Consider the following 13,705-nt stretch of genomic DNA (forward strand, 5'->3'; position numbering starts at 1 on the left):
CAGCTACTTGATGCCGCCTGCGACGTCGAAGATCGGCAGGTACATGGCGATCAGCATGCCGCCGACGCCGACGCCGAGGAACACCAGGATCAGCGGCTCGAGCATGGCCGACATCGCGGCCACGGCAGCGTCGACCTCTTCTTCGTAGAAGTCGGCGATCTTCTGCAGCATGTCGTCCATGGCGCCGGTCTGCTCACCCACGCCGATCATCTGCACGACCATGGGCGGGAAGATGCCGGTCTCGAGCAGCGGCGAGGCGATGTCCTTGCCCTCGGACACCTTCTCGCGGGCGTAGAGGATGCCCTTTTGGATCACGGCGTTGCCGGCCGTGCGCGCGACGATGTCCATCGCGTCGAGGATCGGCACGCCCGAGGCGAGCAGCGTGCCCAGGGTTCGCGTGAACCGGGCGACGGCGCCCTTGCGCACCACGTTGCCGAAGATCGGCAGCTTGAGCAGCATGCTGTCCCACATGTACCGGCCCTGCTCGGTCCGCTTGAACGCCGAGATGCCAAACCCGGCGGCGACGACCAGCGGGATCAGGATCAGCGCGTTGCCGGTGATGAAGTGGCTGATGCCCAGCACCACCCGGGTTGGACCCGGCAGCGAGCCGGCCCCGAGATCCTTGAACATGGTCTCGAAGGTGGGCAGCACGAAGGTCATCATGATGATCATGACGCCGACGCCGACGATGACGATCGCGGTCGGGTAGACCAGCGCGCCGCGGACCTGCCGAGCGAGCTTGGCCGACTTCTCGAGGTAGGTCGCCATCCGGCGAAAGATCAGGTCCAAGATGCCGCCGGCCTCGCCCGCGGCGACCAGGTTCGAGAACAGCTGGTCGAACACCTTGGGGTGCTTGGCCATCGACTCGCTCAGCGACTTGCCCGACTCCACGTCGGCCTTGACCTTGGCCAAGATCCCGCCGAAGTGCTTGTTCTCGGCCTGGGACGAGAGCATGTCCAGGCACTGCACGAGCGGAAGGCCGGCGTCGACCATGGTCGAGAAGGTGCGGGTGAAGACGACGAGATCCTTGAGCGAGACCCCCGAGCCGAGCGTGGGCAGCTTGAGCGCGACCGGCTTCTTCTTGACGCTGTTGATGACCATGCCCTGCGCGGACAGGCGCTCACGGACCGAGCCCTCGTTGTCGGCTTCCATGGTGCCCGAGCGGTGCTCGCCCGCGCGTGTCGATGCTTCCCAAATCCACGCTGCCATCAGTATCCCCGGTCTTTTCGTTGGATGTGCGACAGGCCCTTGCCCGCCTTGAGCATGGAGTCGAGCTCTGCCGGCTGACTCGAGCGTGCCATGGCTTCTTCGCGCTCGAGTTGATCCGTGAGCACGAGCTCGGCGAGCGATTGGTTGAAGGTCTGCATGCCGTGCTCACCCTGGCCAACCTGCATCTGCGAGTAGATCTGGTGGACCTTGTCTTCGCGGATCAGGTTGCGGATCGCGGGGGTTGGGATCATGACCTCGACCGACAGCACCCGACCGCCGCCCTTCTTGGGCAGCAGCGCCTGACAGACCACGCCCTCGAGCACAAAGCTCAGCTGCGCGCGGATCTGGCTCTGCTGGTGGGGAGGGAACACGTCGATGATGCGGTTGATGGTCTGCAGCGCGCTGTTGGTGTGCAGCGTGCCGAAGGTCAAGTGACCGGTCTCGGCCACGGTCAGCGCGGCCCCGATCGTCTCGGGGTCACGCATCTCGCCGATCAGGACCACGTCGGGATCTTGGCGAAGGATCGACTTGAGCGCGCGCGTGAAGCTGACCGAGTCGGACCCGATCTCACGCTGGTTGACCAGGCACTTCTGATGCTGGTGGATGTACTCGATCGGATCTTCGAGCGTGATGATGTGCTCGCGCCGCTCGCGGTTGATCAGGTCGAGCATCGCCGCGAGCGTGGTGCTCTTGCCCGAGCCGGTCGGACCGGTGACCAGGACCATGCCGCGCGGCTTCTCAGCCAGCTCCTTGATGATCACCGGGAGCTTGAGCTCGCCGAAGGTACGGATCTGGTAGGGGATCAGCCGAAACGCCCCTGCGACCGCGCTCTTTTGCATGTAGAGGTTGGCGCGGAACCTGGCCAGACCCTTGACGCCGAACGAGAGATCGAGCTCTTGCTCCTCCTCGAACCGGTGCTTTTGCTTGTCGGAGAGGATCGAGTAGCACAGCGACTTGCAGTCGTCGGGGCTAAACGGCGGCGTGCGCAGCGGGACCAGGCGCCCGTCGAGGCGCAGCATCGGCGGTGACGCGGTGGTGACGTGGAGATCCGTCGCCCCCTGATCGAGCATGGCCTTGAGGAGCTGATGAAGGTTGGGGATCGACATCGAGGCGATTCGGTTTCCAGGGTACCGAGGGTGGAGCGCTTTGGCCAACTAGTTGTCGTTGTCGGTGCTGGCCGACCCACGCAGGCTGCAGCGGCGTTCCCGGCTGCGCGAATTGGCGCCACGCAGGGCAGCCGCCGACCTCGGGTGCACGCGTGAGCAGGAGCGTTGGCCAACCCGGGCGGGTCTGTCACGCGCTCAGCGGGCGGAGAACTTGACTGCGTGGCGTGGGGCGTCGGGCTCGGCGAAGCGCAGCAGGGCCTCGGCCTCGTCGGTCAGGGCCGCGCGCTGGCGCTTGTCGAGCTCGATGAACGCCGACAGGGCCACGGTCGCGGCCTGCTTGCTGCGCTCGAGCTTCCAGGTGCCGGCGACGAAGCCGTCGATCAGGAAGGTCGCGCTGACCTGTAGGTTCTTGCTGACGATCGCCTTGCGGTGCTCGTCGGCGATGATCCGGGTCCGGTCGGCGTGCGACAAGACCAGGTTGTCGAACGCGGGGATCAAGCGCGCGGGCGCGTCGACATCGGGGTCGGGTCGGGGCGCCCGGGGCAGATCGAACAGCTCGCGGCCCCGCTCGTCGCGAACACGGCGAAGCTTGGGTCGCAGCTGGTCGAACACCGCGCGCAGGCCCGAGAGCCCGGACCAGACCTGGGCGTCGGCGGGCGTCGCGGGGCCGAACGCGGCGAGGTAGCGGCGGACCAGCGTACTGGGATCAGGGTTGGGATCAGGGTTGGGATCTGAATTGGGATCTGGGTTGGGATCTGGGCTTAGACCTGGCTCGGCGGACGGCTCGGCGCCCAGCCACTCGCTGGCCAGGCAAGAGTCGGCGCTCGCGGGGAACCCCCACGGGCTGTCGTCGGGCACCTGGACCAGCGGGATCAGGTTGCGCACCGCGTAGCCCATCATGCGTGGGTCGGCCTCGGGGAACCGAGCGGCGAGCTGCTCCCGCAACCGCGCGAAGGTCATGGGTGCGCCGCTGAGGCACTCGCGCGCGGCCGCGACGATCGGATCGAGCTCGACGCCATCGAGCCGCTTGCGCAGCGCCGAGCGCATGGCCGACTCGAGCGCGGGCTGGATCCCTGGGCGCAGCGCCACGTAGTCGGTGGCGCGCATCAGGTGCAAGGTCGAGCGCATCATGGTCACGCGCACGAGCTTGCGCGCGCGCAGCTGGCTGCGAAGCTGCTCGGGCGTGAACGACTCGAGCCGCGTCCACAGCCCAATGAAGGGCGGCTGCGCGACCTGAGCCTGCAGGCCGACCAGCGCCGACGTGGCACGCAGGGCCGTGGTGGGTTCGCGGCGCAACAATAGCTGACGGGCGAGCAAGGCCCGATTGAGCGCGCGTTGACTCATGGTCACTTCGGCCATCCGCGGCACGATACACCCGCCTGGAGCCCCGTCTGGGGGGTGCTATTCTCGCGGCTCGGAGCCTGCCATGAACAATCCTCTGCGTGCTGTCTTGATGTGTGTCCCCCTGTTGCTCGCGTGCCCTAGCAGCGAGGTCGATGACGCGGACGCAGAGACCAGCGGGGACGGCGATGGCGACTCCGTCGGAGACGGCGATGGTGATCCAACCGGCGACGGAGACGGTGATCCAACCGGGGACGGCGATGGCGACTCGGGCGGTGATGGTGATGGTGATGGTGACGGCGACGGCGACGGCGACGGCGACGGCGATCCCAACTGCACCGGGCCCAAGGGGACCCAGGCGATCCCACCCAACGCGACCCAGCCCGACACGCCGATGAGCCCGGGCTCGACCTGGGCCTACTTCGAGCTCGAAGACTTCCAGCCGCAGAGCTGCAACTTTGGTCAGACCTACAGCCTCGAGACCTTCAAGGGCCGGGTGACCCTGTTCACCTTGATGCGCTCGACCTGCAACATCTGTCAGGGCACGCTGGAGAAGCTCGAGGAGATGCTGACCCAGCTGACGCTCGAGGGCCACGACGTGTGGTTCGTGGCGCTCAACCAAGATGGCTACGCCGACTCCCAGCAGGAGTTCATCGATCGGGCCTCGTTCCCGCTCGTGCAGGACACCGCGGAGGCCAACGCGTGGGGCTTGATGAACGAGATCGGCCTGGGCACGGACGACATCTATATCTATGACGCCAACGGGGTCCTGCACAGCTACTTCAGCTATGCGGACGCCAACCCCAGCATTGATCTGACCACGCAAAGTGGCTGGGATACCGTGTATGGCGCCGTCATCGCTGCGCTGGAGGGCTGACATGCGGCGCGGGCTGCTCGGGTGGTTGGTGTGCTTGGGCGCCTGCGTGCCAGCTTCGGCAGGCGAGTCGGCAGGCGAGTCGGCGACGTCGACCGAGGCCGGGGCCGAGTCCGAGTCCGAGACCGGTGAGCTCAGCCCCGAGGCCCAAGGTGCCGTGCTGTACGAGCAGTACTGCGGGTTTTGCCACGGTGACGAGGGGCAGGGCTACGCGGCGGACAACGCCAACGCGCTCAGCAACCAAGAATTCTTGCGCCTGGCCGACGAGGCGTTCTTGGCCGCGGCGATTCGCTACGGGCGACCCGGGACGTCCATGTCGGCGTGGGGGCAGGTCAAGGCCGGGCCGCTGTCCGATGCGCAGATCGATCACCTCGTCGCGTACATCAAGTCGTGGCAGACCGTCCCCGACGCGGACGTCGACGACTACGAGATCGACCCGGCCTCGTCGGTGATCCGGGGCGAGACCTACTACGGCGTGTATGGCTGCGACGAGTGCCACGGCGAGCAGGGCCGGGGCGGGACCTACATGACCCTCGAGAACCCGTGGTTCTTGACCATGGCCAGCGACGGATACCTGCGCGAGTCGATCGTGAGGGGGCGCCCCGGTACCCCGATGGGCAGCTACGCCGACGGCGACATGGACGACCTCACGCCTGCGCAGATCGACGACGTGATCATGCTGATCCGCAGCTGGGAGCGCGAGCCCGACACCGAGCCGCTGCCGCCTTTCGTCCCTGACGTGTCGGATGCGGTGATCAACCCCGACGGGCCCGATCCCGAGTTCACGCTCGTCGATGGGCGCTACATCGGCGTCGACGCGGTCAAGGCCGCGCTCGATGCTGGCGCCAAGATGATCTTGCTGGACGCTCGGCCGCACGCGGACTTTGTCGAAGGTCACCTCGCGGGGGCGGTGTCGATCCCATTTTTCGACCTGGAGTTGGTCATCGACGAGCTGCCGCAGGACGTATGGATCATCAACTACTGCGGCTGCCCGCACGCGGTCTCGGGCCAGTCGTTTGACGCGCTCGATGCCGCCGGGTTTGGGCAGATCGCGGTGCTCGACGAGGGGTACTACGAGTGGGTCGAGCGCGGGTATCCGACCGCGCAGGGCGAGTGAGGTGGCTACAGGGTCAGCAGCAACAAGAGGCCGCCGCCGAGCAAGACCAGGCCCATCAGCAACCACCACGTGATGTCGGTCGCGTCGCTGGACGTGCCGGCGAGCACGTCGTCGGCTCGCCGGCTCAGCTGCTTGGGTGGGTGCTCGATCCGCTCGTCGTCTCGAGGTGGGCGATCGACCAGCTCGACGACGACCAACAGGTCGCCCGCGCGCCCGCCGTCGACCGCGGCGCCCTGACCCCGCAGCCGCAGCACCGCCCGCTCCGGCAGCTGCTCGGGCAGGTGCAGCTCGATCGTGTCGGGATCTTCTCCGTGCAGGACCACTCGCTCGAGCAGCTCGCCATCGGCGGCGATGCGTGCGGGGACGGGAGCGCGCAGCGTGGCCCCGAGCGCGACCCGAGGGATCTCCACGGTGACCCGCAGATCCGGCCCGCGCGGGAGCTCCCCGTCGTCGTCTTCGAACACGCTGCCGAGCTCGCCCACCGTCGCAGTGTTACCGCCGACCCGCCCAACGGCAAGCGGGGCCTGCTAGAGCTCGGCGCACATCGCGAGCAGCACGATCACCGCGAACACGATCAACAGCAGCGCTCGCCGACGACGGTGCATCACCCGATAGTAGGCGATGGGGGGTCATCGAAGTAGTACGATCCCTCTCATGCGGATCTACCTGGTGCGGCATGGTGAGTCGCGCGGAAATGTCGACAAGGACGTGCACCGCGAGATGGCGGACCACGCGATCCCGCTGTCGAGCCGCGGGCACGAGCAGGCTGCCGCCGCCGGTCGGTACTTGGGCCAGGCGCTGGTGCAGCTGCGTGACGGTCCGTTCCAGGGCGCCCAGCCGCATGTCCGGCTGTGGGTCAGTCCCTATCGGCGTACCCGGGAGACGGCTGACGGGATTGAAGCCGGCGTCGCCGAGGCTGGCGGCTGGGTGACCGATCGCTGTGAGCACATGCTGCTGTGCGAGCAACAGTTTGGGCTGTTCGACGGTGTGCCTGACGAAGAGCTCGCCGAGCTGTTCCCGGCCGAGCACGCTCACTACGCCAAGCAAGAGGCGTTCGAGGGGCGCTTTTGGGCCCGCATGCCGCTCGGCGAGAGCCGCTTCGACGTCGCGACCCGTGTCCACCAGGCGTTCGGCACCTTCCACCGCGACGCCGAGCGGCACGGGATCGAGCACCTGATCGTGGTTTGCCATGGGGTGACGCTGCGCGCGTTCCTGATGATGTGGCTGCACCGCTCCCCGGAGTGGTTCGAGGCCGAGCCCAACCCGCACAACTGCGCCGTGAGGCTGGTGGTGGGCTCGGAGGATCTGGGCACCGTGTTTCCTGGTTTTCCCCGCGAGGGCTGAAAACAGATGGCCCGGATCTGGGCCACGGGGCGCGGGCGGGCTCGTCGAGCACGAATTAAAAGTGCCACACGAGGCCGCTGACGGGCAGTTTGATCGACCGCGAGCGACGCCACGCACGAGTCGTCTCGAGCCGCGCTGCTAGGTTCTGCCGGCCATGACAACACGACCCCACGACGCCCTGTTCAAGTCCGCCTTCGAGCTCCCCGAGCACGCTGCGGCCCTGTTCTACGCGATCCTTCCCCCGGAGCTGCGCGACCTGATCGCCTGGGAGACGCTAAAGCGAGAGGCAGGCACGTTCATCGGCACACAGCTGGGCGATCGTCACAGCGACCTGGTGTTCTCGGCCACGCTGGGGGGCAAGCCGGTGCTGCTGTACCTGCTGCTCGAGCATCAGAGCACCAACCACCCGTATATGCCGCTGCGGATGCTCACCTACCTCGGGCTGGCCTGCGAGCGGCACATCAAGAAGAAGAAGGGCGGGCCGCTGCCGTTGATCATCCCGGTCGTCATCAGCCACGCACCGGGGGGCTGGACCGCGGCGACGACATTCGGGGAGCTGTTTGATCCGCACCCGGCAAGCGTGCCGGGGGTTGCCCGGCTGATCCCCAGCTTTTCGTTGTTGATCGAGGACCTCTCCACCCGCACGGACGAAGACCTGCGTGATTGGGCGCAGTCGGCGTTCCCTCGGGTGGCGCTGTGGCTGCTTCGAGATGGCCGGGACGGTGAAGAGCTGCTGCGAAGCTTCGACCAGTGGGCGGCGGCGTTGACCTCGGTGATGCAGGCGACCAACGGGATGGAGGCGGTCGCGCAGTGTCTGCGCTACATCGCGTTGGTCAGCGGGAACGTGACGTTCGAGAACTTTCGTGCCAAGATCCGGGAGCAGATCCCCGCCGCCGAGGAAGTCGCCATGACAATCGCAGAAGAGCTACACCAAAAAGGACTGGAGACCGGTCTGGAGAAGGGCCGGGAAGAAGGTCGGCGAGAAGGTCGGCAAGAGGGTCGGGTAGGGGTGCTCGGGAAGCTCTCGAGCCTCAAGTTCGGTGGGATGCCGCCGGAGTACGCGGCGCTGATCGAGGCGGCGACCGACGAGCAGCTCGAGCGGTACATCGAGCGAATCCTGACCGCCGACACGATCGACGCGGTCTTTAGCGACTGACGCCCCCGCCCGCGTTCAAGCCCAACCCAAGAGCTTACCGCGCTGCGAGCAGGTGCTCGGCCGCAGCGACGCTGGCGGGGAGCTTCGCTCCGCAGTTCGCCAGCAAGACGATCGCCCGCCGTCCCGGTACGAACATCAACTCCGAAGCGAACGCGCCGTTGTTGCCGCTGTGTCCGTAGGCCGTGGTCCCATCCGCGAGCGTCCATGAGCGCAGGCCGTAGCCGTAGCGCTCGTCTCGATGTTGGCTCGGCGAACGCGTGTGGGCTGGAGGCAACGGCCCGCCGCGCTCGAGCATCGCCGCGGTCCCGGGGAGCTGGCTGCCTCCGAGCGCGAGCCCGAATTGTGCGAGGTCGGTCGCCGAGCCCAGCACACCTCCTGCAGGGTCCATCCAGCTGGGATCACCTGGCATGAACTCGAGATCCTCGGCGACGCGGATCGGATGGCGATCCGGATCGTGCTCGAGATGACCACACGCCGCCGCGCTGGCCTGCTTTGCGTCCACGCGAAAGCTTGCCAGCCCCAGCGGCGCCGCGACGCGCTCGCCGACCAACGTCCGGTAGTCCTGCTCGGTCGCTGTGGTCAGCATCGCGCCGATCACCGCATAGCCAGCGTTGCTGTAGTGGTACTCGCCCGGCGCCCCAGCGGCTTCACTGCGGGCCAGCGCTGCCAACCACGCGCCGTCGAGCGACACGAGCTGGGCAGGCTCGATCTCACCGAGCCCGCTGCGGTGAGACAGGAGCGCGGCGAGGGTTGGATCCGGCACGCCGGGCGCGTCAGCGCTGCTCGTGAGCGACACGCGGCCTTCCTCGACGAGCCCCAGCGTCAGCGCAGCGGTCACGGTCTTCGACACCGAGCCAAACCGAAACTGGGTGGTCGCGTCGATCGTGGTCGGCTCGCCAGCGCAGCGCACCCCCAGCTGTAGCTCGAACGGCGCGGCGCCGGGCTCGACGACTGCCAGCGCGAGCCCGGGGATGTCGCGCTCGACCGACTCGGCGCACAGGGATCGGACCAGTGTATGAAATCGCGGCTCGACGCCGACCAGCGCTGCGTCGATGCACGCGCGCTTGCGAGTCGCGTCGGGATCGGGGTCGACCTCCGGCTTCGGAGAGCTCCGCTCGCCAGCACTCGACCGACCCACGTCGCGCCGCTCGTCGGCTTGCGACTGGCAGGCCGTGATCAGGATCAGCGCGGCGATGCTCCTGCGCACGACCAACAATACACACTAGCCCGTGAAGCTGCAGTTGAGCTCGACCGCGAGCGACTCGAACTCGAACTCGTCCTCACCATCATTGGCGCCGGGAGTGACCCGCATCAGCACGCTCAGGGTCACGCGCAGGCCGTCGGTGTCCTCGACGCCTCCGCTCGCGCACAGGCCCCAGTCGTCGCCGTTGTCGGCGATGTGCCCGCGCAGCTCGAAGTCGAATTCATCGCCATCGAGGAGCTCCGTGAACTGGGTGTGATCAGCCGGGATCGCGAGTTCGATGTCGGCGTAGTGCTCGAGGTCGAGCTGCAGGCTGGCCGACACGACCTCGAAGGTCTGCGCGTCCGGGCCACCCATGTGGTCCATGTGCATGAATACCCGCACGTCGGTCCCGACTTCGTCGTCGATCGTGATCTGGGGCATCCCCTCGATCTCGCTGACGACGCCAATGTGCGCAGCGCCGCCCTCGTCAGTCGTGGTCGAGTCGCCGCAGGCGGTCAGGGTTGTCAGGGCGCAAACCAAAGCGAAGCGGGGGGATCGCATGGCCTGATCGTGCCATCCAATCCCCCCTTCGATCATCCGCGCTCGCGTGCGTGAACGCGGGTGCCAGCCATGCACGTCCGCTGCTTGCTCTCGGACGTGCGCGGCGAGGGCGTCAGCGCGCTAGTACAGCGCCTCGAAGATCCCGGCTGCGCCCATTCCGCCGCCGATGCACATGGTCACCATCCCGTAGCGACCCTTCCGCCGACGCAGCTCCGACAGCAAGGTCGCCGTCAGCTTCGCGCCCGTGCACCCGAGCGGATGCCCAAGCGCGATCGCCCCGCCGTTGACGTTGACCTTGGCCGGGTCGAGGTCGAGCTCGCGCAGGACCGCGAGCGACTGGGCGGCGAACGCCTCGTTGAGCTCGAACAGGTCGATGTCGTTCTTGCTCAGCCCGCACTGCTTCAACACCCTGGGGATCGCCTCGACCGGGCCGATGCCCATGAGCTCGGGCGCGACCCCGGCCACGGCGAACCCAACGAAGCGCGCCAGCGGCTTGGCGCCGATCTGCTTGGCCTTGTCGGCCGACATGACCACGGTCATCGCCACGCCGTCGCTGGTCTGCGAGGAGTTGCCGGCGGTGACGGTGCCCTTGACGTGAAACACTGGCCGCAAGCTGGCGAGCGCGGCCGGGCTGGTGTCGGCGCGCGGGCCCTCGTCGGTGTCGAAGGTGGTCCCTTCGATCGTGGTCACCGGGACGATCTCGTCCTTGAACCGACCCTCGGTGATCGCCGCGATCGCGCGCTGGTGGCTCTGCAGCGCGAACGCGTCCTGGTCGGCGCGGCTGATCCCAAATTTGCGCGCGACGTTCTCGGCGGTGACGCCCATCGAGACGTACACCTCGGGCCGCTCGGCGACCATCTTGGGGCTCACGCGCGGCTTGTTGCCGCCCATCGGGACCATGGACATCGACTCGATCCCACCGCCGACGCCCGCGTCGAGCGCCCCGACCATGATCCGCTCGGCGATCATGGCGATCGTCTGCAGCCCCGAGCTGCAGAACCGGTTGACGGTGAGCGCCGCGGTCTGATCGGGGCACCCGGCCCCGATCCCGATCATGCGGCCGACGTTGAGGCCCTGCTCGGCCTCGGGCATCGCACAGCCAATCGCGATGTCCTCGATCATGCTGGGCTCGAGCCCGTTGACGCTGGCCATGGTGGCGCGCAGGACGTCGGCGCCGATGTCGTCGGGCCGAGTGTTGCGCAGGCTCCCGCGCCCGGACTTGCCGACCGCAGAGCGCTTGCTGGCGACGATGACTGCTTCTCGGATTTGTGCCATTTGCTTGGTTCCTTTCAGGTCAGTCTCGCGCTCAGTTACGCAGCGGCTTGCGCTTGTCGAGCATGTACTGGATGCGCTCGAGGGTCTTTTGGGTGCCGCACAGCGACAGGAACGCCTCGCGCTCGAGATCCAGCAGTTGCTGGGCGGTGACGGTGCCTGCGGTGGGCTTCATGCCGCCGGACAGCACGTGGATCATCTTGCTGCCGATCAGTTGATCGTGCTCCGAGGCGAACCCGCCCCAGCCGAACTCGTGGATGCCCAGCATGAGGTTGGCGCCACCCGGCGCGCCCATGACGTGGATCGGCTCGTTGCGATCGGGGGGCACGTAATTGCCAGCGGCGAGCGCCAGCGCGGCCTGCTTGGCGTCGGCGACGACGCGCATCTTGTGGAACGTGATCCCGTCGCTCGGGCGCAGCCAGCCGGTCCCGCGGGCTTCGAACGCGGACATCGAGACGTTGCCAGTCGCCGCGGCCTCGAACCCGCGCCGGACCCAGTCGAACACCTCGCCGGGTTTGAGCTGGTCGGCGTGCGCCGAGGCCCGACGGGCAATCTCTTTCATGCCGCCGCCAGCCGGGAGCACCCCGACCGCGATCTCGACCAGCCCCATGAACAGGTCGGCGCTCGCCTGGATGTGATCCGCGTGGAGCGAGACCTCGCAGCCGCCGCCGAGGGTCTGACCATAGGGCGCGACCACGACCGGCAGCGCCCCGTGCCGCAGGTTCATGAGCGTCTGCTGCAAGGTGTTGACGGCCAGATCGAGCTCGTCCCACTTCTTTTGCATCGCGGCCATGCCGATCTGCAGCAGGTTGGCCCCGCGACAGAAGTGGTCGTCTTGCGAGCCGATCACCAGCCCGACGAACCCACGCTCGCTCAGCAGCTCGGGCGCCTCGGCCATGAGCTTGACGACGCCCTCGTCGAGCACGTTGGCCTTGCTGCGGAACTCGAGCAGCGCGATCCCGTCGCCGATGTCGATCAGCGCGGCCGAGCTGTTGCTGTGGATCTCGCCGTCGGGCTTGTGCGCGTCGAGGATCAGCATCCCGGCAGGGGTCGGCACGTCGACGTAGGCCGCGCCGTCAAACACCTGCTGGTTGCCGGGCCGGCCCTTGTACCAGGTCGCGTCGTCACCCTGCGCGAGCAGCTTGGTGATCTCGGGCGCCGGCTCGATGCCCATCTCGCGCATCTGCGCGGCGCACCACGCCGGCCCCGCGGCGTCCATGAGCTCGAACGGGCCCATGCCCCAGCCGTAGCCCCACTTCATGGCGTCGTCGATCTGCTTGGGCGTGTCGCAGATCTTGCCCGTCAGCGTGGCCGAGTAGTTGAACAGCGGCAGGTAGACCTTGCGATAGAACTCGCCGGCCCGACCCTCGAGGCGCATGGCCTTGTGGACCATGGCGCTGGCCGAGCCGCGCACACCCTTGAGCTCGGGGAACTCCGGCTCGATCCGCGGACGGTACTCGCGGGTCTGCAGGTCGAACGACAGGATCACCCGGTTGCCCTGCTCGTCCTTGGACTTCTTGTAGAAGCCCTGACCGGACTTGTCGCCCAACCAATTGTTGTCGAGCAAGGTTTGCAGCGCCGGGCTGATCTGCATCTTGTCGTAGAGCGGATCGTAGTTGTCGGCGGCCGGCTCCCCGCTCAGCGCGTCACGCAGGTTGCGGATCACGTGGCCGGCGACGTCGAGCCCGACCATGTCGCCCAGCCGGTAGCTGCCGGTCTTGGGCCGGCCGATCGGCTTGCTGTTGAGCGCGTCGACCTCCTCGATCGTGTACTTGCCCTCCGCGGTGGCCGCGAAGGTCAGCAGCATCTCGCCGATGCCGATCCGGTTGCCGATGAAGTTGGGCGTGTCGCGGCACAGCACGACGCCCTTGCCCAGCACGCGGTCCGAGAACCGGGCGACGTCGTCGACGTAGCGCTGCGCGGTGTACTTGGACGGGATCACCTCGAGCAGGTGCATCCAGCGGGGCGGGTTGAAGAAGTGCAGGCCCAGCAGCCGCTCGCGGGCCCCCTCGGGCAGCGCCTCCGCGATGTCACCGATCGGGATCCCCGACGTGTTGGTGGCCAGGATCGTGTGATCCTGGGCTGCGGCCGCGACCTGCTTGAACACGCTCTGCTTGATGTCCAGGCGCTCCACGATCGCTTCGATCACGATGTCGCTCTGGCCCACGGCCTTGGCGAGATCGTCCTCGAAGTTCCCGGGGGTGATCCGGGCCACGAAGTCCTTGTGCATGAGCGCAGGCGGCTTGGCCTTGGGCAGAGCCTTGAGCGCCCCGAGAGCGAGCTTGTTACGGGCGGCCTTGGGGGCGTCGGCGTCGACCCCCCTTGGAACGATGTCGAGCAGGTAGGTGCGGATGCCGGCGTTCGCCAGGTGAGCAGCGATCCCTGCCCCCATCGTCCCGGCACCCAGCACTGTCGCCACGAGCTGGTGAGGAGGTCGATTGAGCGTCACGCCGCGGACGATAATCGCCGCCGCGAAGCTTGGCTACAGAGCCGGGCCAGAATTTACCGCGGCGCCGACAGCTCCGGCGACCGTCCGAACCAA

General features: G+C 67.5%; 12 protein-coding genes. 4 read left to right on the forward strand and 8 right to left on the reverse strand.

Features of this window, described 5'->3' with window-relative positions; all coding sequences use genetic code 11:
• Positions 1–3: 3 nt before the first annotated feature.
• From ENSA7_RS06695 to ENSA7_RS06705, 3 genes are all read right to left on the reverse strand, one after another.
• Positions 4–1,209: a type II secretion system F family protein gene (locus ENSA7_RS06695; RefSeq protein ID WP_181233315.1), complete on the reverse strand. Its 1,206-nt coding sequence runs from the start codon at positions 1,207–1,209 to the stop codon at positions 4–6.
• The gene (locus ENSA7_RS06700; protein ID WP_106088418.1) at positions 1,209–2,309 is read right to left on the reverse strand and encodes a type IV pilus twitching motility protein PilT; all 1,101 of its coding nucleotides are present in this window, start codon (positions 2,307–2,309) and stop codon (positions 1,209–1,211) included. Before ENSA7_RS06700 ends, ENSA7_RS06695 begins: the two co-directional genes overlap by 1 nt.
• A 201-nt stretch (positions 2,310–2,510) precedes the next feature.
• Entirely contained in the window at positions 2,511–3,674 is a 1,164-nt protein-coding gene (locus tag ENSA7_RS06705) for a winged helix DNA-binding domain-containing protein (RefSeq protein WP_106088373.1), read from the reverse strand.
• Between the two features lie 67 nt (positions 3,675–3,741).
• Between ENSA7_RS06705 and ENSA7_RS06710 the strand changes: the two genes are divergently transcribed.
• The gene (locus ENSA7_RS06710) at positions 3,742–4,533 is read left to right on the forward strand and encodes a peroxiredoxin family protein (RefSeq protein WP_106088374.1); all 792 of its coding nucleotides are present in this window, start codon (positions 3,742–3,744) and stop codon (positions 4,531–4,533) included.
• Position 4,534: 1 nt separating this feature from the next.
• The gene (locus tag ENSA7_RS06715) at positions 4,535–5,647 is read left to right on the forward strand and encodes a c-type cytochrome (RefSeq protein WP_181233317.1); all 1,113 of its coding nucleotides are present in this window, start codon (positions 4,535–4,537) and stop codon (positions 5,645–5,647) included.
• A gap of 5 nt (positions 5,648–5,652) precedes the next feature.
• Here the strand turns inward: ENSA7_RS06715 and ENSA7_RS06720 are convergent, their stop codons facing one another.
• On the reverse strand, positions 5,653–6,129 hold the full coding sequence (locus tag ENSA7_RS06720) for a molecular chaperone DnaJ (protein WP_106088376.1): 477 nt from the start codon (positions 6,127–6,129) through the stop codon (positions 5,653–5,655).
• Positions 6,130–6,301: 172 nt separating this feature from the next.
• On the opposite strand from ENSA7_RS06720, the gene ENSA7_RS06725 reads away from it, so the two are divergent.
• Complete coding sequence (locus ENSA7_RS06725; protein ID WP_181233319.1) at positions 6,302–6,991, forward strand: histidine phosphatase family protein; 690 nt, start codon at positions 6,302–6,304, stop codon at positions 6,989–6,991.
• Between the two features lie 154 nt (positions 6,992–7,145).
• The gene (locus ENSA7_RS06730) at positions 7,146–8,147 is read left to right on the forward strand and encodes an Rpn family recombination-promoting nuclease/putative transposase (protein ID WP_106088378.1); all 1,002 of its coding nucleotides are present in this window, start codon (positions 7,146–7,148) and stop codon (positions 8,145–8,147) included.
• A 34-nt stretch (positions 8,148–8,181) separates the two neighbouring features.
• Here ENSA7_RS06730 and ENSA7_RS06735 read toward each other — a convergent pair whose 3' ends face one another.
• The 4 genes from ENSA7_RS06735 to ENSA7_RS06750 all read right to left on the reverse strand — a co-directional run bounded on the left by ENSA7_RS06735 (position 8,182) and on the right by ENSA7_RS06750 (position 13,612).
• The gene (locus ENSA7_RS06735) at positions 8,182–9,354 is read right to left on the reverse strand and encodes a serine hydrolase domain-containing protein (RefSeq protein WP_181233320.1); all 1,173 of its coding nucleotides are present in this window, start codon (positions 9,352–9,354) and stop codon (positions 8,182–8,184) included.
• A 15-nt stretch (positions 9,355–9,369) separates the two neighbouring features.
• The gene (locus tag ENSA7_RS06740) at positions 9,370–9,891 is read right to left on the reverse strand and encodes a hypothetical protein (RefSeq protein WP_146157420.1); all 522 of its coding nucleotides are present in this window, start codon (positions 9,889–9,891) and stop codon (positions 9,370–9,372) included.
• A gap of 120 nt (positions 9,892–10,011) precedes the next feature.
• Positions 10,012–11,157: an acetyl-CoA C-acyltransferase gene (locus ENSA7_RS06745; protein ID WP_106088419.1), complete on the reverse strand. Its 1,146-nt coding sequence runs from the start codon at positions 11,155–11,157 to the stop codon at positions 10,012–10,014.
• Positions 11,158–11,197: 40 nt separating this feature from the next.
• A complete protein-coding gene (locus ENSA7_RS06750) occupies positions 11,198–13,612 on the reverse strand; it encodes a 3-hydroxyacyl-CoA dehydrogenase/enoyl-CoA hydratase family protein (RefSeq protein WP_181233323.1) in 2,415 nt (804 codons plus the stop codon).
• Positions 13,613–13,705: the final 93 nt, after the last annotated feature.

This window comes from Enhygromyxa salina, from assembly GCF_002994635.1.
GTDB classification, from domain to species: domain Bacteria; phylum Myxococcota_A; class Polyangia; order Nannocystales; family Nannocystaceae; genus Plesiocystis; species Plesiocystis salina_B.

Bases quoted from the DNA above. Each gene is read 5' to 3' on its own strand.
- ENSA7_RS06695 (WP_181233315.1), bottom strand. From the start codon at position 1,209: ATGGCAGCGTGGATTTGGGAAGCATCGACACGCGCGGGCGAGCACCGC.
- ENSA7_RS06705 (WP_106088373.1), bottom strand. From the start codon at position 3,674: ATGGCCGAAGTGACCATGAGTCAACGCGCGCTCAATCGGGCCTTGCTC.
- ENSA7_RS06710 (WP_106088374.1), top strand. From the start codon at position 3,742: ATGAACAATCCTCTGCGTGCTGTCTTGATGTGTGTCCCCCTGTTGCTC.
- ENSA7_RS06715 (WP_181233317.1), top strand. From the start codon at position 4,535: ATGCGGCGCGGGCTGCTCGGGTGGTTGGTGTGCTTGGGCGCCTGCGTG.
- ENSA7_RS06725 (WP_181233319.1), top strand. From the start codon at position 6,302: ATGCGGATCTACCTGGTGCGGCATGGTGAGTCGCGCGGAAATGTCGAC.
- ENSA7_RS06730 (WP_106088378.1), top strand. From the start codon at position 7,146: ATGACAACACGACCCCACGACGCCCTGTTCAAGTCCGCCTTCGAGCTC.
- ENSA7_RS06740 (WP_146157420.1), bottom strand. From the start codon at position 9,891: ATGCGATCCCCCCGCTTCGCTTTGGTTTGCGCCCTGACAACCCTGACC.